Source organism: Kordiimonas sediminis, from assembly GCF_014656395.1.
Lineage (GTDB): Bacteria > Pseudomonadota > Alphaproteobacteria > Sphingomonadales > Kordiimonadaceae > Kordiimonas_A > Kordiimonas_A sediminis.
The window spans coordinates 1,276,320-1,302,125 of sequence record NZ_BNCI01000001.1; the positions used below are offsets into that span (position 1 = coordinate 1,276,320).

Annotated in this window: 20 protein-coding genes; 13 read left to right on the forward strand and 7 right to left on the reverse strand. The window is 51.7% G+C overall.

Annotated features, from left to right (window positions below):
- Positions 1–20: 20 nt before the first annotated feature.
- The 4 genes from glmS to IE181_RS05730 all read right to left on the reverse strand — a co-directional run bounded on the left by glmS (position 21) and on the right by IE181_RS05730 (position 5,303).
- Positions 21–1,841 carry a glutamine--fructose-6-phosphate transaminase (isomerizing) gene (glmS, locus tag IE181_RS05715; protein ID WP_191250706.1) on the reverse strand — a complete coding sequence of 607 codons (1,821 nt, stop codon included), beginning with the start codon at positions 1,839–1,841 and terminating at the stop codon, positions 21–23.
- Between the two features lie 3 nt (positions 1,842–1,844).
- Positions 1,845–3,203 carry a bifunctional UDP-N-acetylglucosamine diphosphorylase/glucosamine-1-phosphate N-acetyltransferase GlmU gene (gene glmU, locus IE181_RS05720; protein ID WP_191250708.1) on the reverse strand — a complete coding sequence of 453 codons (1,359 nt, stop codon included), beginning with the start codon at positions 3,201–3,203 and terminating at the stop codon, positions 1,845–1,847.
- A gap of 90 nt (positions 3,204–3,293) precedes the next feature.
- Positions 3,294–4,382, reverse strand: a complete 1,089-nt coding sequence (locus IE181_RS05725; RefSeq protein ID WP_191250710.1) for a phytanoyl-CoA dioxygenase family protein — start codon at positions 4,380–4,382, stop codon at positions 3,294–3,296.
- Positions 4,383–4,403: 21 nt separating this feature from the next.
- Positions 4,404–5,303 carry a LysR family transcriptional regulator gene (locus IE181_RS05730; RefSeq protein WP_191250712.1) on the reverse strand — a complete coding sequence of 300 codons (900 nt, stop codon included), beginning with the start codon at positions 5,301–5,303 and terminating at the stop codon, positions 4,404–4,406.
- Between the two features lie 129 nt (positions 5,304–5,432).
- Here IE181_RS05730 and IE181_RS05735 point away from each other — a divergent pair, with 129 nt between their 5' ends.
- The 6 genes from IE181_RS05735 (at position 5,433) to mmsB (ending at position 15,051) form a co-directional block, all read left to right on the forward strand.
- Positions 5,433–6,938 carry a CoA-acylating methylmalonate-semialdehyde dehydrogenase gene (locus IE181_RS05735; protein ID WP_191250714.1) on the forward strand — a complete coding sequence of 502 codons (1,506 nt, stop codon included), beginning with the start codon at positions 5,433–5,435 and terminating at the stop codon, positions 6,936–6,938.
- Positions 6,939–7,103: 165 nt separating this feature from the next.
- On the forward strand, positions 7,104–9,911 hold the full coding sequence (locus IE181_RS05740; protein WP_191250716.1) for a M16 family metallopeptidase: 2,808 nt from the start codon (positions 7,104–7,106) through the stop codon (positions 9,909–9,911).
- 83 nt (positions 9,912–9,994) lie between these two features.
- Complete coding sequence (locus IE181_RS05745; protein WP_191250718.1) at positions 9,995–11,923, forward strand: alpha/beta hydrolase family protein; 1,929 nt, start codon at positions 9,995–9,997, stop codon at positions 11,921–11,923.
- A gap of 13 nt (positions 11,924–11,936) precedes the next feature.
- Positions 11,937–13,076: an acyl-CoA dehydrogenase family protein gene (locus IE181_RS05750; RefSeq protein WP_191250720.1), complete on the forward strand. Its 1,140-nt coding sequence runs from the start codon at positions 11,937–11,939 to the stop codon at positions 13,074–13,076.
- A gap of 4 nt (positions 13,077–13,080) precedes the next feature.
- The gene (locus tag IE181_RS05755) at positions 13,081–14,136 is read left to right on the forward strand and encodes an enoyl-CoA hydratase/isomerase family protein (protein WP_191250722.1); all 1,056 of its coding nucleotides are present in this window, start codon (positions 13,081–13,083) and stop codon (positions 14,134–14,136) included.
- Between the two features lie 24 nt (positions 14,137–14,160).
- On the forward strand, positions 14,161–15,051 hold the full coding sequence (gene mmsB / locus IE181_RS05760) for a 3-hydroxyisobutyrate dehydrogenase (protein WP_191250724.1): 891 nt from the start codon (positions 14,161–14,163) through the stop codon (positions 15,049–15,051).
- Between the two features lie 122 nt (positions 15,052–15,173).
- On the opposite strand, the gene IE181_RS05765 is transcribed toward mmsB, so the two are convergent.
- The gene (locus tag IE181_RS05765; RefSeq protein WP_191250726.1) at positions 15,174–15,947 is read right to left on the reverse strand and encodes a response regulator transcription factor; all 774 of its coding nucleotides are present in this window, start codon (positions 15,945–15,947) and stop codon (positions 15,174–15,176) included.
- 194 nt (positions 15,948–16,141) lie between these two features.
- Here IE181_RS05765 and IE181_RS05770 point away from each other — a divergent pair, with 194 nt between their 5' ends.
- The 7 genes from IE181_RS05770 (at position 16,142) to msrQ (ending at position 24,863) form a co-directional block, all read left to right on the forward strand.
- Positions 16,142–17,398: a hydrolase gene (locus IE181_RS05770; RefSeq protein ID WP_229819163.1), complete on the forward strand. Its 1,257-nt coding sequence runs from the start codon at positions 16,142–16,144 to the stop codon at positions 17,396–17,398.
- A gap of 60 nt (positions 17,399–17,458) precedes the next feature.
- Positions 17,459–18,487, forward strand: a complete 1,029-nt coding sequence (astA, locus tag IE181_RS05775; protein ID WP_191250728.1) for an arginine N-succinyltransferase — start codon at positions 17,459–17,461, stop codon at positions 18,485–18,487.
- 25 nt (positions 18,488–18,512) lie between these two features.
- Complete coding sequence (gene astD, locus IE181_RS05780) at positions 18,513–19,979, forward strand: succinylglutamate-semialdehyde dehydrogenase (protein ID WP_191250730.1); 1,467 nt, start codon at positions 18,513–18,515, stop codon at positions 19,977–19,979.
- 53 nt (positions 19,980–20,032) lie between these two features.
- A complete protein-coding gene (gene astB, locus IE181_RS05785; RefSeq protein WP_191250732.1) occupies positions 20,033–21,367 on the forward strand; it encodes an N-succinylarginine dihydrolase in 1,335 nt (444 codons plus the stop codon).
- 240 nt (positions 21,368–21,607) lie between these two features.
- Positions 21,608–23,161, forward strand: coding sequence for a hypothetical protein (locus IE181_RS05790; RefSeq protein WP_191250734.1), 1,554 nt, complete (start codon positions 21,608–21,610; stop codon positions 23,159–23,161).
- Between the two features lie 128 nt (positions 23,162–23,289).
- Positions 23,290–24,240 (forward strand): protein-methionine-sulfoxide reductase catalytic subunit MsrP, encoded by a 951-nt coding sequence (gene msrP, locus IE181_RS05795; RefSeq protein ID WP_191250736.1) that lies wholly within the window; start codon positions 23,290–23,292, stop codon positions 24,238–24,240.
- A complete protein-coding gene (gene msrQ / locus IE181_RS05800) occupies positions 24,240–24,863 on the forward strand; it encodes a protein-methionine-sulfoxide reductase heme-binding subunit MsrQ (RefSeq protein ID WP_191250738.1) in 624 nt (207 codons plus the stop codon). The genes msrP and msrQ overlap by 1 nt, the downstream gene beginning before the upstream one ends.
- Positions 24,864–24,895: 32 nt before the next feature.
- On the opposite strand, the gene IE181_RS05805 is transcribed toward msrQ, so the two are convergent.
- Positions 24,896–25,273, reverse strand: coding sequence for a hypothetical protein (locus IE181_RS05805; RefSeq protein ID WP_191250740.1), 378 nt, complete (start codon positions 25,271–25,273; stop codon positions 24,896–24,898).
- Positions 25,274–25,323: 50 nt separating this feature from the next.
- Positions 25,324–25,779 (reverse strand): MaoC family dehydratase, encoded by a 456-nt coding sequence (locus tag IE181_RS05810; protein ID WP_191250743.1) that lies wholly within the window; start codon positions 25,777–25,779, stop codon positions 25,324–25,326.
- Between the last annotated feature and the right edge of the window lie 27 nt (positions 25,780–25,806).

A 25,806-nucleotide genomic window follows, 5' to 3' on the forward strand; every position in this document is an offset into this window, starting at 1 on the left:
GCCTGTATCTGTGCTGTTCATTATTCAACGGTGACAGACTTGGCCAGATTTCTTGGTTGGTCCACGTCAGTGCCTTTTTCCAGTGCGGTATAGTATGCCAGCAACTGCACGGGTAAAGCGTACAAAATAGGGCTGGTCAAGTCACCGGCAGAAGGCATGGAAAAGCTTCCGGCCAGATCAGCTTGCGGCAGACTTTTTAAATGATCAGAGAACAGCACTACCCGTCCCTTGCGGGCCATGATTTCCTGTAAGTTTGATACAGACTTATCCAAAAGACCGTCACTGGGTGCGATGCCAATCACAGGGACATTTTCGTCAATTAGCGCGATGGGGCCATGCTTCAGTTCTCCTGCAGCATATCCTTCGGCGTGAATGTAGCTGATTTCTTTAAGCTTCAGGGCACCTTCCATCGCGATTGGGAAATGGATACCGCGTCCGACAAAAAGAATGTCGCGTGCATCTGCAATTTCCGCCGCGATGGCTTTAATATTTTCTTCGGTCGCAAGAACCGTGGACATCTGGGCGGGCAGGTGCTCCAGCTCTTTCACCAATGTTTTTTCTGTGTCGCTACTGATGAGCCCCTTGGCGACGCCCATCGCAACAGAGAAAGCAGCCAGAACGGCCAGTTGGCATGTGAATGCCTTTGTACTGGCGACGCCGATCTCGGTCCCGGCATAGGTTGGCAGAATGATATCAGCCTCGCGCGCCATGGTTGATTCGGTTACATTGACAATGGCGGCAGTGTGCTGCCCAGCCTCTTTGGCATGGCGCAGGGCGGCAAGGGTATCTGCAGTTTCTCCCGACTGGGAAATAAAGATACACAAACCATTTTCTGCATAAATGGGGTCCCGGTACCGAAATTCAGAGGCGATATCGACCTCGACAGGGGTGCGCGCATATTTCTCAATCCAGTAGCGGGCAACAGATGCAGCATAATAACTGGTGCCACAAGCAACCAGTGTGATTTTTGTGACTGACTTCAGATCAAAAGGCAATTTGGGCAAGGTGACCTGTGTCCCGATCGGATCCAGATACCGTCCGAGTGTTTGCGAGACAACAACAGGCTGTTCAAAAATTTCCTTTTGCATGAAGTGACGATGATTGCCCTTGCTGACAAGCGCATTGGTTACATGGGTTAGGGAGATTTCCCGTTCCACAGCAGAGCCTGCCGCGTCAAAGACCGCCACCCTATCCCGGGACATGACGACCCAGTCGCCTTCCTCCAGATAGATCAACTGATTGGTCAAGCCAGCAAGCGCAAGAGCGTCAGACCCAAGGAAGTTTTCTCCTTTGCCAATGCCTGCGACCAGTGGGCTGCCACGACGGGCACCAAACATGAGATCATCTTCTCCGCTGATAAGAACACAGAGTGCAAAGGCCCCCTCCAGCTTATCCAGCGTGGCTTTAAACGCGTCTTTTGGTGCCATACCTTCTTCAATGTGGCGGGTCAGCAGGCGTGCGACAACTTCGGTATCAGTTGCCCCCTCGAAGACAACCCCTTTGGCAAGTAAGTCATCTTTCAGGCTTTGGAAGTTTTCGATAATGCCGTTATGGACAAGGGCAACATGGTCCGTCATATGCGGGTGGGCATTTTCAATGACCGGCTCACCGTGGGTTGCCCAGCGTGTGTGCCCAATGCCGGCTTTTCCTTTAATGGGAGAAGTGACGAGTTCTTTTTCAAGGGCTTCCAGTTTTCCGACGGCCCGCCTGCGATCAAGCGTACCGTTCAGAACAGTCGCAATGCCCGCGCTGTCATAGCCGCGGTATTCCAGACGTCTCAATGCTTCTACAATTCGGGGGGAGGCAGACGAAAGCCCCAGGATGCCAATGATGCCGCACATGTTTTAAGCCTCTTTGTCTTTTTGTTTTTTTTCTTCCTGACGTTTGCGGAACCGGGCGGCATAGTTTTCTTTGCCGCGCTGGTCGGCCCGTGTTAACGCCAGTGAATCGTCTTCAACTTTCTTGGTGATGACACTTCCGGCACCGATTATGGCCCCGGCACCTACGGTAACAGGGGCAACCAGTGCCGTGTTTGAGCCAACGAAAGCCCCGGCGCCGATCCGGGTTTGATATTTGAAAAATCCATCATAATTACACGTGATTGTCCCGGCTCCGATATTGGCATTCGCACCGATGTGCGTGTCGCCTATGTAGGACAGGTGGCTGACCTTCACGCCTTCGTCCAGTGTCGATTTTTTTATTTCAACAAAGTTACCGATTTTTGACTTTGGTCCAACATCTGCTGCTGGCCGCAAGCGGGTATAGGGGCCAACGGATGCACCGTGTCGGATGGTTGCGCCTTCAATATGGGTAAAGGCTTTTACCGTAACTGCGTCTTCCACGGTTGCCCCCGGTCCAAACACAACATTTGGTTCAATGGTAACATCAACGCCAAGTTTCGTGTCATAGGAGAAAAAGACAGTCTCAGGCGCGGTCAAGGTCACGCCTGCATCCATAAACTCCTGCCGTTTGCGCTTCTGGAAAATTGCTTCTGCGGCGGCGAGGTCGGCCCGGCTGTTTACACCGAGAACATCTTCTTCCGCTGCTTCTACGACATGGACGCTGCGCCCTTCCTTGCGGGCTGCGGCCACCAGGTCGGTCAGGTAATATTCCCCGGATGCATTATTGTTTGTCAGCGTATCAAGCCAGTCAAACAAACGCGTACCGTCAATGATCATAACACCGCTGTTGCACAGGGTGATGGCGCGTTCCTCTTCGCTGGCATCTTTATATTCAACAATACGGTCGAGCGTACCGGCTTTGTTGGTTACAAGTCTGCCGTATTTGCCCGGATTCTGCGGCCTGAACCCCAGAACAACAATGCCAGGGTCGGCGCTGCTAGTCCGTTCAGACAGCATTGTTTCCATAATAGCAGTAGGGATAAATGGGGTGTCACCAAACAAGACCATTACATCGCCCGTGAAGTCGGTAAGCGCATCCTTGCAGACCATGACGGCATGACCGGTGCCGTGTTGTTCTGTCTGGTCAATATAAATATGGCCCGGCGCAGCTTCTTTGATTTGTTCACTAAGGGCGCCTACAACCAAGAGTGTTTTTTGCGGGCCCAGTGGGTGAACACTGTCCAATAAGTGCAGGAGCATTTCCCGGCCTGCAATTTTATGCAACACCTTGTGGCGGCTGGATTTCATCCGTGTGCCCTTGCCGGCGGCAAGAATTACCGCAGCGATGTTGTTCGTGGTCATAGTCCTGGCGCCCCTTATGCCTAATAGAGTGTTAATAACTGACCTTTTATACCCCTGAATGTCAAGAAGTGAACCAGCATGGCGGCAACTTTATGGCGACATCTTTTGCCGTGTATGCCCTTGATCTTGTTTGAGGGATGGTGTGACCGTTTTCCCCAGCATATCTTCTTTGGGAATACGGTACCAGCTTGGGCGTTTTCCCGTTCTGGCTGCGACCTTGTCTTTATGTCGGTAGAAGGCTTGAACTATGCTGTTTTCCAAACGGTGCAGCAAGCCCGATGCAATGCCCGGAAAAGGATTAAAGGGATTGTACCGACCATACGCCCATATCTCCAGGCGGGTCTGGTATCCTTCCGCCTGTCCCCGTCCATGGAACCCGTTTGTGTTTGCAATAACAAGGGTACCTGCTTTCACTGCCAGACTTTCGGGTGCAGGCAGCCCCATGGCAGCCAGATCATCCGGGAATGCACGAAGCGAGCCCCGGGCAGCATAGGTATTCATCTTGTCGGGTCCCAGGATGCTTTGCCTATATTCCCAGGCCAGCCGTTTGCGCGTTAATTGGTTTGAGCCGCGGACATATGTAAACGGCCCCTTTTCAAGCGGAACGTCTTCAAGGAACAGCCATGCTTTGATGGACGGGTGAAAGGAATCAGAATGCATGGTTTTCTGAGGGTCATTCTGTTTGGTGTCCTGGCCACCATTGACAATGCGCTGCAGATAAACAATTGGCCGGTGCCATTTGGCGCCGCAGTAGTAAATAGGGTCCAGGAAACGCTTGCTCGTTACAACGTCGCGCAGGGCCGGTGTGTGTGTAAGGGCAACTTCATCAAGCAGAATACGCTGGGTGAAGGTGTCGCCCTGTACCATTTGTCGGGCATCGTCGGGTAAGCTATTCAGGTCAGCATTGAGGCGTGCCAGCGTGTCGGCGGGCGCGAAATTTTCCAGAATGATAAAGCCGTCCCGGTGAAAGGCGCTGCGCTGCTCTTTGGATAGCAAGCCAGACAATATAGCCCACTTAAACTGTGACGCGGCGTGCGCGCATATGACCCGCAAGACATGTAGCCCCATCCGATTAAGGGTGACCGAACCAAGTATTGGATTATCGCGAAAGGACTTGCTGCGACCGAACAGACTAAGAAACCATAGGGGCCACATGTAGATTTTTCGGAGCGCTTTCATTGTCTGTGTGTTCTGCCGTTGTTATCGCTGGTTCGAGTTAAGGACATTTTGATTGTTCTTAACAAGCTCATGCAGAAAGGCATAGGCTTTTTCAAATCTGGGGATGTCGACCAGATCTTTGTGAATCGCTAGCCACAGCGGCAAGGATACGTTGATCTCGTCCTTTAATACCGGTGTTAGCGCTTTCATACGTTCTGCCACAAAACACGGTAAGAGGGCGATGCCAACCCCGCTTTCAGCGGCATGCGCCTGCGCTAAAACGTTCGTGGAGTGGAAGGAAATTTTCTGTCCTTCGATTAATCGGCCTACGGACCGTAATTCAGTAACAGGCAGCAGGTCTTCGATATACCATATGAAATCGTGCCCATTCAGACCGGCTAAATTTAGAATAGGTGCATGGTTTTTCAGATAGGACGGCGCAGCATACAGTCGCAGGCTATAGGTGCCGATCTGTTCAAAATCCAGTCTGTCATTATGGGGCTTGGCGATGGAAATTGCGGCGTCCGCTTCCCGTTTCGAAAGCGACAAATGACGTGTTTCTGCAACCAGTTCCAGTTCGATATCAGGATAGCGCTGGTAAAAGCCAGACAGTCGCGGGGACAGAAATTGGCTGCCAAACGCTTCTGGCGTCGCCAGACGAACCTTGCCGGACGGGCCGGATGATGTGCGCGACAAGCCATCCAGCAAGGCATCACTTGTATATTCCATCTGTTCGGCATGACGCATCAGTTTACGGCCTGCTTCGGTCAGCTGAAACTGCCGGTTTCGGCGTTTAAACAATGTGACACCAAGTGCCGTCTCTAACGCCTGAATACGGCGACTAACGGTGGTATGCTCCACGCCAAGCCGCTGTCCCGCCAGCGATAATGTCCCGCGACGTCCCAGTTCCAGAAAATATCGCAGATCATTCCAGTCATACATACAGCGTATCCCATCCAGTGCTATTATTTATGTGCAAAAATACACATTACATTATGCAAAACTTCTCAGTGACGTGCAAGAATGCATATTATATGGTGCGGCACGTAATTTCAAATTTGGGAGAGAGTTATGTACGAACGTCACCATTATGTGGGCGGTAAAGTTGTTGAGGGTACTTCCGGACGGTTTGGTCCTATTTTCAATCCGTCTACGGGCGAAGAGCAGGGTCGTGTTGCGCTTGCCAGCAAAGCCGAGGTCGAAGCCATCATCGAGGTTGCAGACAAAGCAACAGAAGAATGGGGTACAACATCAGTTGTGAAGCGCGCCCGTGTTCTGCAAAATCTGGTGCATATTCTGTACCGTGAAAAAGACAAACTGGCCGAGGCACTGTCCAGCGAGCATGGTAAAGTTTTCTCTGATGCACAAGGGGACGTGCAGCGCGGTCTGGAAGTAGCAGAGTTTGCAGCAGGTATCCCGCATCTGATTAAAGGTGAATACAATGATAATGTTTCCACTGGCATTGACATGTATTCCATGCGCAAGCCACTGGGCGTTGTCGCAGGCATCACACCGTTTAACTTCCCGGCGATGATTCCGCTGTGGATGAGCTGTGTTGCCATTGCTTGTGGTAATACATTTGTTCTGAAGCCGTCTGAGAAAGATCCAACAGTACCAATGATGCTGGCGGACTGCTGGAAAGAAGCAGGGCTGCCGGACGGCGTTTTCAACGTTGTGAATGGGGACAAGGAATCAGTTGATACGCTGTGTACAGACCCGCGTATCAAGGCTGTCTCGTTTGTTGGGTCCACACCAATTGCGCAGTATGTCTATTCTACTGCAACCGCACATGGAAAACGCTGTCAGGCAATGGGCGGCGCCAAAAACCACATGCTGATTATGCCTGATGCGGATATGGAGCAGGTGTCAGATGCACTGATTGGTGCTGCTTATGGTTCTGCGGGCGAACGCTGCATGGCAATTTCTGTCGCGGTGCCAGTTGGCCAGGCAACTGCCGACAAGCTTGTTGAGATGCTGAAACCTCGCGTTGAGGCACTGAAGGTTGGTCACTCTATGGACCCGGCGGCAGAAATGGGCCCCCTCGTGACAAAGGAGCATCAGGCGAAAGTGCGTGCTTATCTTGATCTTGCAGAACAGGAAGGCAGCAAGTTTGTCGTTGACGGTCGTGACTTTAACTATTCCATGCAGGGTTATGAAAATGGCTATTATCTGGGTGGGTCGTTGATTGACCACGTAACACCGGACATGCGCTCTTATAAGGAAGAGATTTTTGGTCCAAGCCTGCAGATAGTGCGGACGAACTCATTCGATGAAGCGGCAAATCTGCCAACTATTCATGAGTTTGGTAATGGTACCAGCATTTACACCCGTGACGGCGACACAGCGCGTGAGTTTGTTAACCGCGTTGAAGTTGGCATGGTAGGTGTGAATGTGCCTATTCCTGTGCCGTTGGCGTTCCACAGCTTTGGTGGCTGGAAGGCATCTGCCTTTGGCGACACAAACCAGCACGGCATGGAAGGTGTGCGTTTCTACACCAAGACAAAGACTGTTACCAGCCGCTGGCCAACCGGTATTCGGTCCGGTGCGGAATTTGTTATTCCGACGCTTAACAGCTAGGGCTTATATGCTTTTTAACAGGCTCGACATTGTCGGGCCTGTTCTGTGTTGTAGGTGCAGGTCAGGCTGTAATTCTTTGTTGCAATTGCCTGCCCAAACGGCACTATGAAAATTCGGAGTCTGGAGTAAACCTGACCCAGGAAAACATCAGCGGGGGAGATACCTATGAAATTCAAGAATTATTTACTGTGCGGTGCAGCCGTGCTGGCACTGGCAGCCTGTTCACCACAAACTGGGGGTGGCAACAGTCAGGGCACTGATCAGGCCACGGGCTCGGCCAGCCAATCATCACTTGCGGATATGGAAATCCATATTCCTTACGAAAAATTTGTCCTTGATAACGGCTTGACAGTCATCGTGCATGAAGACCGCAAGGCGCCGATCGTTGCCGTGAATGTCTGGTATCATGTCGGCAGCAAGGATGAACCTGCTGGCAAAACAGGTTTTGCCCATTTGTTTGAACATCTGATGTTCAATGGGTCTGAAAATTTTGACGGGGAGCTATTTGTACCGCTTGAAAAAGTGGGCGGTAAGGATCTGAACGGCACCACCTGGTTTGACCGTACAAACTATTATGAAACCGTACCAACCCCGGCACTTGAAATGGCACTTTGGCTGGAATCTGATCGCATGGGGCACCTGCTTGGTGCGGTGACGCAGGAAAAGCTGGATAACCAGATTGGCGTTGTCCAGAATGAGAAGCGTCAAGGCGATGCCCAACCATTTGGTAAAATGGAATACCCGCAGTTAGAGGGCCTGTTCCCGCCTGGCCATCCATACCGTCACAGCACAATCGGGTCTATGGAAGACCTGTCCGGCGCAAGCCTTGAAGATGTGCATGCGTGGTTCAAGAAATATTACGGCGCTGCCAATACGGTTGTTGTGCTGTCCGGTGATGTGGATGCGGCTACTGCCCGCCCGCTTGTTGAAAAATATTTTGGGGATATTCCGGCTGGTCCTGCACTCAGCAAGACCAAAAGCTGGGTGCCCGTCAAGTCCTCTAATCAGATAGAGGAAATGACCGATGATGTACCGAACCTGCGAATTTCCAGAACGTGGACCGTGCCAAACCGTACGGACAAGCGCGCGTATTTGTTGCGGTTAGCTGCCGAAGTTCTGGGCGGCGGCAAGAACAGTCGTTTGTATCAGGCACTTGTTTACCAGTCGCAGCTGGCGTCGGATGTGTCTGTGCATCTACAGCCGTTCGAATTGACCAGTCTGTTCGAAATTGAAGTGAATTTGAAAGACCCGGATGCGCGGGAAAAAGCCGAGCAGATTTTGAACGAAACGGTTGAAAAGTTTTTGGCAGAAGGTGCAACGGCTGAGGAAATATCCCGCGCCCAAACGGTGATTACAGCCAGCACCATTAGGGGGCTGGAGCGTATCGGCGGTGGCGGCAGTAAGGCTGTGACACTGGCGCAAGGGGAGCTGTATGCCGGTGACCCAGCTTTCATCAGCAAGGTCATCAACTGGACAAACACAGCAACGGCCAGTGATGTTAACGAACAGGCGAGAGAGTGGCTGACAAACGGCTACTATCAGTTAACTGTTCTGCCAGCGCAGTCCTACACGACTGTGGCAAGCAGTGTCGACCGGTCCGCGGGTCCGCCAATGCCTACAACAATGCCGGAGTTGACGTTCCCAGCCGTAGAGGAAGCAACCTTGTCGAACGGTATGAAAGTGGTTCTGGCCAACCGGACAACCGTACCGATTGTTGAGATGGCGCTTCAGTTCGATGCAGGGTATGCCGCAGATGCCGGACAAAAACCGGGCACGGCGAAGTTTGCCCTTGCCATGATGGATGAAGGGACGACAAACCGCTCGGCGTTAGAGATTGCTGCCGAGGCAGAAAGTCTGGGCGCTGGTATCAGTTCCAGTTCCAATCTTGATGTATCCCGACTGCATCTGAATGCGCTGAAGCCTAATCTGGATCAGTCACTGGATTTGTTTGCCGATGTTGTGAGGAACCCGGCCTTTGATGCCGAGGAAATGGAACGTCTTCGCCAGCGCTGGATCGTCAGCATTGATCAGGAAAAGTCCAGCTTGATGCAGGCGGCCCTGCGGTTGATGCCAACGGCCCTGTATGACGAAGGGCATCCCTACCATATGGCGTATCAGGGGTCTGGCACGAAAGAATCAATTACGAATCTGACCCGTGAAGACATAACGGCTTTCTACAGCAACTGGCTGCGTCCGGATAATGCCACGGTGATGATCGCAGGGGATATCACAATGGCAGAGGCAATACCCGCGCTTGAAAAAGCATTTGGGTCATGGACAGCCCCTGCAACGCCAAAACCGGAAAAAGACGTGGATGCGCTGTCTTCGCCTGCAGGCGGGCGGATCATTTTGGTTGATCAGCCTAATTCACCATCTACGATGATTATGGGGGCACAGCTCCTATCCTCAACCGGGGCGGATGATGCCATGCTGATAGATATGGCAAGTGATATTTACGGCGGCGAGTTCACCAGCCGATTGAATATGAATATCCGGGAAGATAAAGGATGGTCTTACTATGCCTATGCCAGTGCGCTTGATGCGCGCGGACAACGGATGTGGATCAATTATTCTCCTATTCAGGTTGATAAAACCCGGGATGGTTTCCTGGAAATGCGGAAGGAACTGGAAAATTATGTCCGCGCTACGCCTGCGTCAGAAGCAGAATTGCAGAAGATGAAGGAAACACGGACCAACAGTTTGCCGGGTGCGTTTGAAACATCGGGTGCGGTTCTGGGTAACATGTTGGGGAACGAGCGGTTTGGTCGGCCTTATGATCATGTTACGACCCTGAAATCCCGGTATGAGGCATTAACCGTGGGGGATGTCCGCACGGCTGCTAGCGAAAGCCTGAAACCAGAAAATATGGTATGGTTGCTGGTGGGTGATCTGTCAAAAATCGAAGCTGATATCAGGGGCCTTGGTATTGGCACCGTTGAAGTGTGGGATAAAGACGGCAACCGTCTACGTTAAAAGACATTAGAGATATCTCGGATCGTTGTGGCGGTCCGGGTTTGCGAAAAACGCATTTACAAAAGACTATATGGGGAAAGAAAATGGTTCGGAAGTTCGGGATAGTAGCACTTGCTGCATTAATGTCATCATCGGTTTTATATGCAGAATCTGCTGACTGGCCATATCCGCAGGATGTGCCGGTTTCAGAGCCAGTATCCGTTGGGTTGGCGGGTGAAGTTCCTGCGGATATCACACGCTATCTGATGGCACGCAGTGTCCGGTCCGTTCAGATCGCTCCTATGGGCGGCAAGGTTGCCTATATCAGCAACGCCACCGGTATTCCCCAGGTTTGGGTCATGAATGATGACGGTACTGGTGAAACCCAGCTTACTTTTGGTAACGGGGTTACTTTCTACCGGTGGCATCCAGAGGGAACGCATATTCTATACGGTGCGGACAATAACGGTGACGAACAGGAAGCTTATTATCTGCTGGCTGCAAACGGTCGTTCTGAGAAACAGGTGCTGGAGCATTCTAATGCCTATCGCCAGTTCGGGGCCTTTTCCAGCGACGGCACGCAAATCGTCTATGCGTCGACCGAACGTAATGGCCGTGACTTTGATATCTATGTCACTGACCTTGAAAGTGGCGACACGCGCATGGTGTATGAAGGTACTTTTGGATACTATCCTGTTAGCTGGCAACCAAACGGTGATAACGTCATCGTCAGTCAGACGGTTGGGGAAGATGCCAACAATGTTTTCCTGTTAAATGTTAAATCGGGAGAGATGAAGCCGCTGTTCAAGCCGGAGGTGGCGTCCGCCTATACCGACTTTACCTGGTACTGGCGCGGCACACGCTTCTATTTCGCCACTAATCAGGACCGTGAATATCAGGCACTTGCATCCTATGACATGGAAACCGGTGAAATGTCTTTTATCTCCGAGCCTGACATGGATGTTGAAAACGTCCGTATGTGTGGCGGAGGCCGTTATCTGGCATGGACAACCAATGAAGGTGGGTATGACCGTCTGCATTTGTGGGATTTTAAAGAAAATCGTGCGGCCAGCGTTCCCTACCTGCCAGACGGCGTGATCAGTATCAGCTGGGTGAATATGCACCGGTCCTGGATGACGATTACAGTTACAGGGCCATCAAGCCCTGGTGATGTCTATCTCTGGAAGGTGTCAGAAGGTGAAATGCGGCATCTGAAAGCACCTGTAATGGCCGGTCTAGACCGTAACACGATGGTCAAGCCAGAAGCGGTGACATTCAAAGCGCGGGACGGCGTTACCGTGCAGGGTCTTTTGTATTTGCCCAAGGGTGTGGAAAAGCCGCCGGTTGTGGTTGACGTGCACGGCGGGCCAACGGCACAGGCACGGCCACGGTGGCAGCCTGCCGCACAGTATCTGGTGGGCAAGGGTATCGCCGTTCTGGATATTAATGTACGCGGCTCCACTGGATTTGGTAAAACCTATATGCGTCTTGATAATCAGGAAAAACGTCTTGATAGCGTACGTGATCTTGTTGATGCGGTTGCGTGGATGCGGGAAGACGGGCGCGTGGATGCCGACAATGCTGCCGTGATGGGTGGGTCCTATGGCGGTTATATGGTCAATGCCGTGATGGGGCTGTATCCCGATGTGTTTAAGGCCGGTGCTTCATTTGTCGGTGTATCAAACTGGGTGCGTGCGCTTGAAACTGCATCACCGGGGCTGAAAGCCAGTGACCTGATTGAATATGGTGATATCCGCGATCCAAAGTGGCAGAAATTTTATGCGGAAAATTCTCCGATAAACACAGCGCACAAAATTAAGGCGCCGATGTTTTTCGAACACGGTGTCAATGACCCCCGGGATCCGGTGACAGAAACCGATGATATGGTCAAAACCATCCGGGATAATGGGTATGAGGTTGAGTATCTCCGTTTCCCCGATGAAGGGCACGGTATTCGGAAAATGTCGAATAGAATTACCCATTTCCGCCGGTTGGCACGTTTCCTGGAAACGCACCTGAAGGCTGAAAACTAAAAGGACAAATGTTGTGGACTATCAGTTAAACGAGGATCAGCGCGCCATACAGGATATGGCGCGATCATTCGCGGAAGATGTAATTGCACCGCAGGCAGCCCGCTGGGACGAAGAGAAAATCTGGCCAGCAGATGTTGCGAAACAGGCGGGCGAGCTTGGCTTCGGCAGTATTTATATCAGTGAAGACGCAGGTGGATGTGGGTTAAGCCGTGTTGAATCCGTTTTGGTTTTTGAGCAGCTTTCAAAAGGCTGTCCGTCCACAGCATCAATGATTTCCATTCATAATATGGCAGCCTGGATGATTGATCAGTTCGGATCCGAAACGGTTAAGGCTAAATATCTGCCAGAGCTGGTAACGCTGGAGAAAATGGCGAGCTACTGCCTGACCGAACCTGGTGCGGGGTCTGATGCAGCGTCTTTGAAAACCCGTGCTGTCCGGGATGGAGATAGCTATGTTCTTAACGGTGCCAAGGCATTCATATCCGGGGGCGGAACCTCTGATGTGTATGTGGTTATGGCCCGTACAAGTGATGACGGTGCAAAAGGGATAAGCTGTTTTGTTGTCGAGAAGGGTACGCCTGGGCTTTCCTTTGGGGCGCAGGAACGCAAGCTCGGGTGGCATAGCCAGCCTACTTCCGCCGTCATGTTTGATGATTGCCGAATTCCGCTAGAAAACCTTATTGGTGCCGAAGGCCAAGGCTTTAAAATTGCCATGCAGGGTCTGGATGGGGGGCGACTGAATATTGCAGCCGCATCCATCGGCGGGGCGCAGCGCGCGCTTGATGAAGCCATTATCTACACCAAGGACCGCAAGCAGTTTGGCAAGTCGATTGCTGATTTTCAGGCAACTCAGTTTAAATTGGCAGATATGGCAACCGAGTTAGAGGCAGCAAGGCTTCTACTGTATGCTGCCGCGCAAAAGGTCAGTGCCAAGGCATTAGATGCTACCGCGTCGGCTGCAATGGCGAAACGGTTTGCCACTGATGTTGGCTCCACTGTTGTCAATGACGCCCTGCAGCTTTTTGGCGGTTACGGGTATCTGATGGACTATCCGATCGAACGAATTTTGCGCGACCTGCGTGTGCATCAGATTTTGGAAGGTACGAACGAGATTATGCGTGTTGTCATCGCACGTGATTTGTTAAAGGACTAAAAGTATGAGCGATAGCGAAACCCTTTTTGAAATCAAGGGATCCATTGGCCTGATTACCCTGAACCGGCCTAAGGCGCTGAACAGTCTGACGCACGGTATGGCCGTGGCGATCAAGGACCAGTTAGCGGTCTGGACAAAGGATGATCAGGTGCAGGCGGTGGTGGTAACCGGCAGCGGCGAGAAAGCCTTTTGCGCTGGTGGTGATGTGGTCAGAGTCGCACAGTCCTACAAGGCGGGCACAGACGAATGGCGGGCGTTTTTCCATGACGAATATCTAATGAATGTCGCCATTGCCGAGTTTCCCAAGCCTTATATCAGCCTGGTTGACGGTATCACCATGGGGGGCGGCGTTGGCGTTTCTATCCCGGGTGATTTCTGGGTAGCGACTGAAAAGACATTGTTTGCAATGCCAGAAACCGGTCTGGGGCTGTTCCCTGATGTTGGAGGTGGGTGGTTCCTGCCGCGCATGCCGGGGGAAAGCGGGATGTTCATTGCACTTACCGGTGCGCGCTTAAAGGCACCCGATTTGCACGCACTGGGTCTTGCCAGTCATGTAGTCGCGTCAGCTGATATTCCAGAGCTTATCGAAGCCTTGTCGATCAAGGCCATTCACTGCGGCAACTGTGTCAAAGACGTTCTGGATGCGTTTCACAGCGATCCGGGCAGTGCACCGCTGATGGAATTTGTTGATGGTATTGACGAGCATTTTGCCGGTTTCAGTGTCGAGGACATCATTTCAGGCCTGCGGGCGGATACGTCCGACTGGGCGCAGAAACAGGCGGATATTATGGCCACCAAATCGCCGACCTCTCTGAAAGTAACTTTTGAGCAGTTGCGCAGAGGCGAGGCACTTGAAACATTCCGCGATGCGATGATCATGGAGTTTCGGATCGTGAACCGCATGATGGAAGGCGCTGACTTTTTCGAAGGTGTGCGGGCAATCCTGATTGATAAAGATAATAAGCCGACATGGTCCCCTGCTACGCTTGCGGATGTTTCTGATGAGGCAGTTGCTGCATATTTTGCACCGCTTGGTGACGGGTGTGAGCTTGCTGTGTAACCCTGTTGCTGGAAGGAAAGTAAGATGAAAACACTTGGATTTATTGGCCTTGGAAACATGGGACTGCCGATGGCGAAAAACCTGCTGGGTGCCGACTTTATGGTTAAGGGCTTTGATCTGTCCAGCGATGCTTTGAATGCCTTCAAGGAAGCGGGCGGTACCGTTTGCAGCAGTGTGGGCGAAACGGCGTCGAATGTGGACTGTGTGATTACCATGTTGCCGTCTGGCCCGATTGTGCAGGATACGTATCTGGGGGATGACGGTATTCTGGCAAACTGCGGTTCTGACTGTTTGCTAATAGACAGTTCCACGATTGATGTGGCGACTGCGCGTGCGGTATCTGCCGCAGCGGCGGATAAAGGCTGTGCCATGCTTGATGCCCCTGTGTCTGGCGGCGTAAGCGGTGCTGCAGCTGGGACACTGGCCTTTATGGTTGGCGGTTCAAAAGATGCCTTTGATCGGGCGCAGCCTGTTCTGGACCCGATGGGTGCCAAGATTGTTCATGCTGGAGATAGCGGCAATGGGCAGGCGGCCAAGGCCTGTAATAATATGTTGCTGGCAATTTCCATGATCGGCACCTGCGAGGCTTTTAATCTGGGGCGGTCCCTTGGTCTGGATGATCAGGTGTTTTTCGATATTGCATCAAACGCATCTGGCCAGTCCTGGTCTTTGACAAGCTACTGTCCTGTACCCGGCCCTCTGCCAACATCACCGGCGAATAATGGCTACCAACCGGGCTTTGCAACGGCACTGATGTTGAAAGACCTTGGCCTTGCGATGGAAGCAGCACAGTCCACGGGTGTACAAACGCCGCTTGGCGAACTATCGAAAAAAATCTACAGCGCGATGACAGATGCCGGGCATGGCGGCGTCGATTTCTCGGGTGTGATTAAGCACCTGGACGGTAGTTTATAGTCCTGGTGATTAGCGCGAAGGCCGTATGCCTGAGCGCTTCGTAAGATATGATAAGACAAAGCCCACGCCGAAACGGTGTGGGCTTTTGCATTTTGCTAGGTCAGGTGCAGCAATATCCTGTGCTACAGGCCCATGTCATGCCAGCCTCTGTGGCTGTCCATGCGTGTCCCTGCTGGTGTGCGATCTGTGCTGTGCGGGCCCTCTGTTACAGGTGCAGGGCGAACATTCTGCCCCGATGCACCATACCGAATAACGGCTTGTGTTCTGTTTGACACACCCAGCACCTTGAAGATTGCGTGCATGTGTGCCTTCACCGTACCTTCGGCAATAGTAAGCTGTGCTGCGATTTCCTTGTTTGGGAGTCCGTCTGCGGCCATGGCGAGGATCTGGCGCTGTCGGAAGGAAAGACGCTTCAGGTCGATGTTTGCCGAATTGTGTGCATCCTGTTTCATCATATTGGTCTGAAAATCGGTGAATTCGTCTTTGATCGCACTATGGATATCTGGGGTTGCTGGTGTGTTGCTCATACGTCCCAGACTATCAACCGGCATACGTAGTATCTGGCGGACATGTCGGATGATATCAACAACGCTGGCGCTGCGGTGGACCGAACTTGTGGCGCCTTCGGGGATTTGCGTTCCTTTGACATCTGCCACTGCAAGAATAGCCGTTGAAGGATAAAGGCGATGCGCCACCTTCAGACAATCTGCGCCGTCACCGCCTAAAGAGGCAGGGTGGATGACAATCAGATCAAATTTCGTATGTTTTGCCGTTTTGGCCAAAAATGTGGTGTTGCTGTCTGCTTCGACAACGTCAGTAAAAGGGGCAGCCGCAGAAACGACTTCTTTTAAAGACAAACGATAGAGTTCCTCACCATCAATAATGAGAGCTTTCATAATATTATCCTCGCTGTAACCCTGCTTCTAAGACATGGGTGCGGGAAATCGCTGTTGACCAGTCGTTTCCCTATTTGTTTTTATTGTGTAAGCTTAGCCTAATTTGCTCCAAGAATAAAGATGTTGCGATAACTTGTGTTTATTCAGCGATGAAATGCTGAAAGTTGATCATTTTTGAATGTGTAGAGAGATATATGTCGAACGATCTAATGAATTTGTTGGTTACTGACGAGGTCAAGACGACTCTGGACTGGCTTGATGCGCAGCAGGTATCCATGCAGGAAACTGTTATTAACTGGTCTCATATCAACAGTGGTAGTCGCAACCTTGATGGTCTGTCCGCGATGGAAGACGAAATTGTCTCTGCCTTCCGCTGTCTGGATACTGAAATCGAGCTAATTCAGTTGGAGGATACGGAAACTGTGCTGGACTCGGGAGAAGTGACCCAGGTCGCTAATGGTCGCACAATCCGCATTTTTAAACGCCCGACAGCCAATCGGCGCGTGTTGATGACCGGGCATTATGATACAGTTTTTCCGAAAAACAGTGCCTTTCAGAAAACCCACTGGCTGGATGAAAACACCCTGAACGGCCCCGGTGTTGCCGATATGAAAGGCGGCATACTGGTGATGTTGCACGCTCTGCAGGGGTTTGAGAAGACGGCGGCCGCAGCCAACGTTGGCTGGGAAGTGCTCCTGTCACCGGATGAGGAAACAGGATCGCTTGCATCGGCCCCCCTGTTGGCCGATCGGGCACAGGCTGCACATATCGGCATGACGTATGAACCGGCTCTTGCAGACGGTACGCTTGCTGGTGAACGTAAGGGCAGTGGTAATTATACAGTCCGGGTTCAGGGCAAGGCAGCCCATGCGGGTAGGGAGTTCTTCGAAGGACGCAATGCGGTTGTTTTGCTGGCAGGTATTATTGGCAAGCTTTCAGCCCTAACCGGTGGTCGGGAAGGGTTGACGGTAAATCCAGCGGTGATCACAGGCGGTGTTGCCCCGAATATTGTGCCGGACCTTGCCATGTGCAGGTTTAATGTCCGACTGAAGGCGCCAGAGGACGCCCCGTGGTTTGAAGGGGAAGTTCAAAAAATTATCGACACTGCAAATACGGAAGATGGTTTTACGGTGGAACTGTTTGGCGGCATTAATCGTCCTCCAAAAGCCCTTTCCGATGCGAATCTGAAACTGATGGATTTGATCGGGGCCTGCGGCAAGTCACTGGGGCTATCCATTGCCTATGTGCCAACGGGCGGGTGCTGCGAAGGCAATAATCTGGCGGCGGCAGGGCTACCCAATGTTGATACGCTCGGTGTGCGCGGCGGTATGATCCACAGTGATGAAGAGTTTATGATTGTAGAAAGCCTTTCTGAACGGGCAAAACTTTCTTTTCTAATCCTGACGGCTTTTGCGCACGGAGCACTGGACAGCGTCATTTCCGCCCGGTAGAAAGGAAGAGAGGGAATAACCCGCTACCCTCGTAAGGCGGGGAAATATTGGGAATAACCAATGCTTGTTGTCCGAGCCGTCCGGGAAAGCGATTTACCCGGTTTGATGGACCTTGCTGCGAAAACGGGGACAGGGCTTACAACTCTGCCAGCGCATGAGCCATCGCTTCTGGAGAAAATCCATGCCTCGCAGGAGGCATTTTCTGCAGAGACCTTCTCTGAAAAAAAACTAACCTATCTTTTTGTCCTGGAAGACACAGAAACCGGCACCATCGCCGGAACCAGCGCGATCATTTCTGGTGTTGGGTATGATCGGCCTTTTTACAGTTATCGCCTGCTTCATATCACACAGGTCAGCCATGAACCTGAAATGCGCGTCGATACGGAATTGTTGCAGCTTAGCAATGACTTTGTCGGCGCGACCGAAGTAGCAACCTTGTTCCTGGCGCCGGAATATCGCCGTGATAATCTGGGAAAACTGCTCTCAAAAGCACGCTATATGTTCATGGCCTGTCACCCGGAACGGTTTTCTGAGCGGGTAATATCCGAGATCAGAGGCTGGGTCCGTAAGGATCAAAGCTCCCCTTTCTGGGAAGCAATTGGCAGACATTTTTTCGGTGTAAGTTTTGCGGAAGCAGATGAAATTAATGGGCGTGGCAACAGCCAGTTTATCGCCGACATGATGCCGAAATTTCCGATTTACACAGCGCTACTGCCGTCCAGTGCGCAAAAGGTTATCGGCAGACCCCATGATAATGCCAAGCCCGCGATCCATATGCTGGAATCTGAGGGTTTTCGTTTCTCGGGCGCGGTCGATATTTTTGATGCCGGCCCGGCAATGGAAGTCAGCCGCGACAATATTCGCACCGTTCGTACAAGCAGCGAAGCAACGCTTGGCGGTACTGTTGATGGCGCCGGTCATGACTTTGCCCACCTGGCCTGTAATCAGGAACTTGCAGGTTTCAAAGCTATATTGACGGATGCAGTGGATACAGCCAGTGGACTTTGGATACCGAAGGGCTCTGCAGAATTGCTCGACATTCAGGCAGGCGACGCCGTCAGAACAGCGCCACTATTGGCAGACACGTAATTATCAGACCCTGAAAGGGAATAGCATGACGCATTTTATCGGAGGGAACTGGACAGAAGGTTCAGGCGCAGCCTTTCAATCACTGGACCCCGCCACGGGTGAGACTGTCTGGCAGGGTAATGAGGCAACCGAGCAAGAGGTTGAACAAGCTGTAACCATCGCCCGTGCAGCATTTGAAAGCTGGGGTTTTCTGTCGCTTGAACAGCGCGTACAGCATGTTCGCGAATATGCCGCAGCTCTAGAACAGCGTAAATCGGAAATGGCGGAACTGATTTCCCGGGAGGCGGGCAAAGTCAGCTGGGATGCGCTTGGCGAAGCTGGCGCCATGGTGGGCAAAGTAGAAATTTCTATCAAGGCGTATGAGGAACGGACAGGTACACGGGAAGCCGAGAATGGCCCGATTAAATCCCGTCTTAGCCATAGGCCGCACGGCGTTATGGCAGTTTTTGGCCCCTACAATTTTCCCGGTCACCTGCCGAACGGTCACATCGTTCCTGGGCTGATTGCGGGGAACACGGTGGTGTTTAAGCCCAGCGAACAAACCCCGGCGGTAGCTGAATTGATGGTTCGTATCTGGGATGAAGCCGGCCTGCCAAAGGGTGTCATCAATCTGGTGCAGGGTGGACGTAGCACGGGTGAAGCACTTGTTGGATCGCGCGGTATTGATGGATTGCTATTCACCGGTAGTGCCCGTACGGGGCAGGCTATTGCACGGCAACTGGTCGACAGGCCAGAAGTTATTCAGGCGCTGGAACTTGGCGGTAATAATCCCCTGATTGTACATGAGGTAGAGGACAAAGAGGCAGCGGCGCTTCTGACAATTAATTCGGCGTTTATCAGTTCCGGTCAGCGCTGCACCTGTGCCCGGCGTTTGATTGTTCCTGTCGGGGCAGAAGGAGATGCCTTTATCCAGACATTGGTGGATATGATGGCGCGGATACGGGTCGGTGCATGGAATGATGATCCAACTCCCTACATGGGGCCGGTGATCAGCGGGGCGGCAGCAACAGCGGCCATCGCGGCCTATGACGATTTGGTGCGCGCTGGTGGCATTGTATTGAAGCCGTTAGCGCGCCTTGACCGCGGCGATGCTTTTCTTACCCCCGGACTTGTCGATGTATCGGTTATTACCACGCGCCCGGATGAAGAAATTTTCGGACCGCTTCTGCAGCTTGTAAGGGTGAAAGATTTCGAAGAAGCAATCGCCGAGGCCAATAATACCCGATTTGGTCTGGCTGCCGGGTTATTGTCTGACAATCGACAGAACTATGAGAATTTTTATCCCCGTGCCCGTGCGGGCATTGTTAACTGGAACCAGCAGTTAACCGGTGCAGCGTCCACAGCGCCGTTTGGGGGCATTGGCTGGTCAGGCAATCATCGGCCAAGCGCCTATTATGCTGCTGATTATTGTTCATACGCGGTTGCCAGCATGGATAATAGTGGTGGCCGGGTAGAGATTGGCGCATTGCCGCAGGGACTGGATACAGAATAAGTAACACGGCCGCCTGACGGTGCAGTGACAGGCGCAAGTGAAAAGGATTTGAAATGGCGTGGTTTGAAGCAAATTTTGATGGTTTGGTCGGCGCGACCCATAATTATGCAGGGCTGAGCTACGGTAATGTTGCTTCTGCAAAAAACAAAGGACTGATAGCGAACCCCAGAGAAGGGGCGCTGCAGGGATTGGCAAAAATGCAGCATATGCGTGATCTGGGCATGGTTCAGGGTATCCTGCCGCCCCATGATCGGCCGCATTTATCCACCTTGCGCGCACTTGGGTTTTCTGGCTCTGATGCTGAAATTCTTACGACTGCATGGATGGCGAATCCAGCGCTAGTTGCCAATTTGTCGTCAAGTGCGACCATGTGGACTGCCAATGCTGCAACGGTTACACCGTCGCCCGATACCACCGATGGACGGACGCATTTCACACCTGCAAACCTGTCCGCAATGTATCACCGGTCAATTGAGCATGAGACAACAGGAAGGGTTCTGCAGGCCATATTCCCGGAAGGGGACCGGTTTACCCATCACGCTGCTATTCCCGGTGGACATCACATGGGGGATGAAGGGGCTGCAAACCATACTCGTTTCTGTGGCGAGTACGGGGATGAGGGGGTTGGCCTGTTTGTTTATGGTCGCGGTGCTTTTGAAAAAGCAGACGATCTGACATTCCCCGGCCGACAGACGATGGAAAGCAGCCACGCTGTGGGAACTGGGCATGGATTGCGTCCCGGCCGCATGCTGGTGGTGCGCCAGAACCCGGAGGCGATCAACATGGGCGCGTTCCATAATGATGTGGTTGCTGTTGGGAACCGGAATGTACATTTCTATCATGAAAAAGCATTCGAAAACCCCGCGGCGCTTAATGCCGCGCTGCAAAAGGCAGTGGGCGATGTGGAAATGCATTTCGTTGAAGTGCCGGACGCTGCAGTTCCTCTGAAGGATGCCATTAGCAGCTACCTGTTTAATAGCCAGCTGATCAGTGTGCCCGGACGCGACGGCATGACCCTGATCCTGCCGGTTGAGGTGGCAGAAACGGTGTCGACTAAACGATATGTTGATGAACTTTTGGCGTCAGGCGGGCCGATTACGCATGCAGACTATATGGATGTGCGTCAAAGCATGCGCAATGGCGGCGGGCCTGCGTGTCTGCGGCTGCGTGTTGCCATGTCGGATGAGGATAAAGCCGCGCTGGGTGCTAACTGCATATTGACCGATACGTTGGTGGCAACGCTGGAAGACTGGGTGAAAAAGCATTACCGGGACCGGGTTGCGCGCGAAGACTTGGGCGACGTTGCCTTGATGGAGGAAAATTTCCGTGCACTTGATGAACTGACGCAAATCCTGCAGTTAGGTAGTGTCTATGACTTCCAGCGGTAATGACCTTCTGATCGCATCAATTTCGCGAATAGGTTTAAGTGAAATACGCATAGGTTATGACGTGCAAAATACATATATGCACGTGTGAATAATCTTTTGAAATTAATAGGATAGTAAGATTTAGCTACTTTAAATAGCCTCTGATTTACATACAGTTTTCAGGGGCTTTTTATGCGTGCTTTGGTTTTTTGTTTGGTGTTTTTTTCGTCTACGGTATCAGCGCAGGAGGCAATGTTTCGTATGCCATCAAAATGTGCCGGAGTTGAAACTGGTGCTCAGCGCGAGGACTTCTGGAATATCACTTTCCCGCCATGTATCGACCGTTCAGTGTGCGGCACCGAAGATGCAGACAGTGTTTTAAAATCGCAGCGCCAGATCGGTGCAGAAATCCATAGCATCCACGAAAATATTCGTGATTATGATATCGGTAACACTACGGTCTCTATGTGTTCCAAGTTGAACACCTTTCATGATTTATTATCCTACTATGATCAGTTCGTGACGAATTTTCCGAAGTCGGATCAGGTAACTTACCAACAGGACCGGGCCGCAATCCATGCAGGCATTTCAAAATGGATGGCACGCGAGACAATGACCCGTGGCCAGTTGAATATGGAGTTGATGAAGGAAAAGCAGCTGGAGAAAGAAAGGCGGGAGCAGGAGCGTGCTGCGGCTATTGCCCAGGCAGAAAATGAACGCAAACTGAAAGAAGAAAAGAAACGCCAGGCAGCAGAGGCGAAAGCCAAGGCAGAAGCCGATAAAAAGGCACTGGCAGCTGCCTTTGAACAGCGTCTGCTTGCAGCACTGGCGGAGCGGCAGAGGTTTTTTGTGTCGACGCTGACAGCTGGACCGGGTCAACCGCTTGGTTCTGTCCGTGATCTGTTCAGCTATGCGTATTTGCAGGTGCAAAATAGTTTGGTGGATATTGCCAGCCGAGAGTATGAACCGACTGCCAAAGGCGAATTTGAAACGTCTGATGCCTATAAAGCCCGTATTCAGACAGAGGAGAAGGCGTTCCTTGCTGAAACAGAAACACGTCTGAAAGCTGCGCAGGCAAAAGCTGCGGACACCCTGAAAGGCGCACTTCAGAAAATGTTCGGGCGTGTTCGCGTCGCAGGTGCCGTTTATGACGCTGATCAGCAGGTATTTTCAGGCGTACTGGTCACACCTCATAAAGTAGAGATTGGGCAAGTGCACTTTAAAGTGCCCCTTGACGTAGCGCCACAGGTGAAACAGCGGCTGACGCATAGTGATGTGATACTTGGCTTTGATATGAGCCAGAAAAATCGCGCCCTACTGGACAAGGCCGTGATTGTCGACCGCAATGCGGCGGACCCTGCCCAGTCAAACTTCTATGATGCCACTGTCCAGGCTAGCTCGGTTGACACGTCGACAGAGGCGCTGGATGCCTGGTTGGCGGCCTATACGGAAATGGTAGAGAAACAAAAGGCCGAGCAGGCAGAAAAAGCACGTCAGGAGCGGGAGGCTTATGCAAAACGCTATCCTTACACGGCGACTGTGAGCTGTAATCTGGGGCGTTTGGCGATCTGTCTTGGTAAGGATGGGCAGGTCAAAGTCAGAACGGCTGAAGGTGCTGACACGATCACCAGCTACAGTCATAGCGGTGACAGTGATGTGGAAATCCCGCTATCTTACCGGTTTGAGGTGTTGGCCCAAAATGGTGGTAGCCGTAATCGAGTATTGTCTGTGACGATTTCGGAAACCACATCCGGCAAGGTTGTATGGCAGGATGCAACAGCTGAACCCTTTGGTGTGCTGCGTGCCAGTAATTAAAGTGAAGCAATCACAGTGGCATAATTAGGGTTGAGGGAATTCAGGCTGATCACAATAAATCTACTGCCTGTTACTGGACGTACAGGGATCGAGTGTTAGGCTGTGACCAGTTATGAGGAGACCGAGACATGTGGATCAAAAATCGCAATGGCTGGAATAGCCCTGAAAGAGATGTGACGCCAGAAAGCCTTTTCCTGAACCGGCGAAAGTTTATCGCGGGTGCGGGTGCCATTGCAGGGGCGGCGCTGGTTGGTGGCGCTTTCTCCCCAACCGAAGCCCGAACGCTGAAAGAATTGGGCGCAAAGTCTTCTGCGTTTGATCCGGGCGAAGAGCTGACGCCGTACAGTGCTGTAACCCAGTATAATAATTTTTATGAATTTGGTACGGACAAGTCTGATCCGTATGAAAACGCAGGGTCCATGCAGGTTGATCCGTGGTCGGTTAGTGTTGACGGCCTCGTTGACCGGCCAGGTACTTATGACTTGATGGACCTGATTGATTTTAATGCGCTTGAAGAACGGATCTATCGTCTGCGCTGTGTTGAGGCATGGTCCATGGTAATTCCGTGGATTGGTGTGCCTTTGTCATCTGTCCTGAATAAAATTGGCGTTCAAAGCGGCGCTAAATATGTGCGCTTCGAGACCCTGAATGACCGCAAGCAAATGCCGGGTGTGCGCTGGCCGGTGCTGGACTGGCCTTATGTTGAAGGGCTGCGCATGGACGAAGCCATGAATGATCTTACCTTGATGGCGGTCGGTTTATACGGCAAGGAGTTGCCAAACCAGAATGGTGCACCTCTCAGGCTTGTGGTGCCGTGGAAGTACGGATTCAAATCCATCAAGTCCATTGTGCGTATCAGCCTGACAGAGAAACAACCACGGACAAGCTGGCAGAAGTCAGCACCGCAGGAGTATGGGTTTTACTCCAACGTCAATCCAGAGGTGGACCATCCACGCTGGTCACAGGCAAGAGAGCGCCGCATTGGTGAATTCAGCCGCAGGAAAACATTGATGTTTAACGGTTACGGCGAATGGGTTGCAGATTTATATGCGGGTATGGATCTGGCGAAATATTATTGATGAAGGTTTCTGTGCATCATCTGAGGGTATGGGGTAAACCCTTGATATTTTTGCTGTCGTTGGTCCCGGCACTATGGCTCGTGTATCATTGGTATCTGGCCTATGGGGGGCTGCCCCATGATCTTGGTTTTAATCCAAATGAAACATCCAACCGGTTTACCGGTGACTGGGCGATCCGGTTTTTACTGCTTTCACTAGCTGTTACACCTTTTGCAACTGTACTGCGGTCGCCGAAACCGCTGCTGTTTCGGCGGATGCTTGGGCTATACGCGCTTTTTTATGCAGGCCTGCATGTGCTCAGTTATATCTGGCTCGATATGGCGTTTGACTGGCCAGAGCTTTGGGCAGATGTGCTGAAACGGACCTATATCACGGTGGGTATGCTTGCGATTCTCTTTTTACTCCCGCTTGGGGTTACCAGTACAAAAGGCTGGATCAAGCGTATGGGCGCAAAGCGGTGGCAAAAGCTGCATAAACTTGTTTATCTGATCGGGCTTCTGGCGTGCGTGCATTTCATTATGATGCGGAAGGGTTTTCAGGTGGAACCTTTGATTTATGCGGGCATATTCGCTGCCTTAATGCTGGCGCGGCTAAGAAAAAGGCGCGGAAAAGTCCGCGCCTGATGCCGTTTCTGAATGCTTGTCAGTCTTAGACCCTAGGTTGGATCAGCCTTGTAAATCATATTTACATCGTCGCATTCTTTATCCAGTTTCTTAGAGATTGCCTCAAGCTCTGTTCCCATGGCTTCCATCTTGTCGAGCGGGATTTTACCGCTTAGGGCAAACCGCATCATTTCGGCCACATCCCCTGTCATCGCCACGGAAAACATCTCCATGAACATGCTGTAACTTTCTGGTTTCAGCTCGCGCTTCAAGCCATCAATCACGCATTTACAGCCTTCACTAGAGTTGTTGTCATCATTCATGCAGGCTTGCATCAATTGTTTTTCTGCATCCTCAACAGATTCTGCAGAGGCCGGCAAGGCAGGTATTGCCAATCCTGCAATTAGTGCCAGTGTGAGTTTTAGTTTCATCATTTTTCCTCGCAATTACTTTTATACTCAGCACATGGAATCACTTTAGTTTAGCTGGGATTTCTTTTTAATACCATCATGTTTGATACCATGCGCATGACAACTTCATTATTTTGGTTAACAACTACCGTTTCAGTTTTTACCAGCCCAAGGTGTGGTTTGGAAGCACTTTCCCGTTTCTCCAGCGGGGTGCTTTGGACACGGAGTATATCACCGGGGAAAACAGGTTTTTTCCATTCAAGCTTATCAAGGCCAGGGGAGCCCATGCCAGCGAATCGTCTGTCCTTCATATCATCTACGAGGATACGCATGGTCATCGATGCCGTATGCCAGCCGCTCGCACACAGATTACCAAAGACGGATTGCTTGGCCAGTTCTTCATCCATATGAAAGGGTTGTGGATCGAATTTAGAAGCAAAATCCACGATTTCTTCCTTGGTTACTTCGCGTTTGCCAAATTCGCTTGTTTCGCCGACCACAATATCTTCATAAAAAGATTCAAACATAGATTTTCCAGTTCAGTTTGCGCAAAT

Coding starts and splice junctions, on each gene's coding strand:
- IE181_RS05730 (WP_191250712.1), bottom strand. CDS start 5,303: ATGTATGACTGGAATGATCTGCGATATTTTCTGGAACTGGGACGTCGC.
- IE181_RS05770 (WP_229819163.1), top strand. CDS start 16,142: ATGTCGAACGATCTAATGAATTTGTTGGTTACTGACGAGGTCAAGACG.
- astD (WP_191250730.1), top strand. CDS start 18,513: ATGACGCATTTTATCGGAGGGAACTGGACAGAAGGTTCAGGCGCAGCC.
- IE181_RS05740 (WP_191250716.1), top strand. CDS start 7,104: ATGAAATTCAAGAATTATTTACTGTGCGGTGCAGCCGTGCTGGCACTG.
- IE181_RS05735 (WP_191250714.1), top strand. CDS start 5,433: ATGTACGAACGTCACCATTATGTGGGCGGTAAAGTTGTTGAGGGTACT.
- glmS (WP_191250706.1), bottom strand. CDS start 1,841: ATGTGCGGCATCATTGGCATCCTGGGGCTTTCGTCTGCCTCCCCCCGA.
- glmU (WP_191250708.1), bottom strand. CDS start 3,203: ATGACCACGAACAACATCGCTGCGGTAATTCTTGCCGCCGGCAAGGGC.
- astB (WP_191250732.1), top strand. CDS start 20,033: ATGGCGTGGTTTGAAGCAAATTTTGATGGTTTGGTCGGCGCGACCCAT.
- IE181_RS05755 (WP_191250722.1), top strand. CDS start 13,081: ATGAGCGATAGCGAAACCCTTTTTGAAATCAAGGGATCCATTGGCCTG.
- IE181_RS05790 (WP_191250734.1), top strand. CDS start 21,608: ATGCCATCAAAATGTGCCGGAGTTGAAACTGGTGCTCAGCGCGAGGAC.
- msrQ (WP_191250738.1), top strand. CDS start 24,240: ATGAAGGTTTCTGTGCATCATCTGAGGGTATGGGGTAAACCCTTGATA.
- IE181_RS05805 (WP_191250740.1), bottom strand. CDS start 25,273: ATGAAACTAAAACTCACACTGGCACTAATTGCAGGATTGGCAATACCT.
- IE181_RS05725 (WP_191250710.1), bottom strand. CDS start 4,382: ATGAAAGCGCTCCGAAAAATCTACATGTGGCCCCTATGGTTTCTTAGT.
- IE181_RS05810 (WP_191250743.1), bottom strand. CDS start 25,779: ATGTTTGAATCTTTTTATGAAGATATTGTGGTCGGCGAAACAAGCGAA.
- IE181_RS05765 (WP_191250726.1), bottom strand. CDS start 15,947: ATGAAAGCTCTCATTATTGATGGTGAGGAACTCTATCGTTTGTCTTTA.
- IE181_RS05745 (WP_191250718.1), top strand. CDS start 9,995: ATGGTTCGGAAGTTCGGGATAGTAGCACTTGCTGCATTAATGTCATCA.
- astA (WP_191250728.1), top strand. CDS start 17,459: ATGCTTGTTGTCCGAGCCGTCCGGGAAAGCGATTTACCCGGTTTGATG.
- msrP (WP_191250736.1), top strand. CDS start 23,290: ATGTGGATCAAAAATCGCAATGGCTGGAATAGCCCTGAAAGAGATGTG.
- mmsB (WP_191250724.1), top strand. CDS start 14,161: ATGAAAACACTTGGATTTATTGGCCTTGGAAACATGGGACTGCCGATG.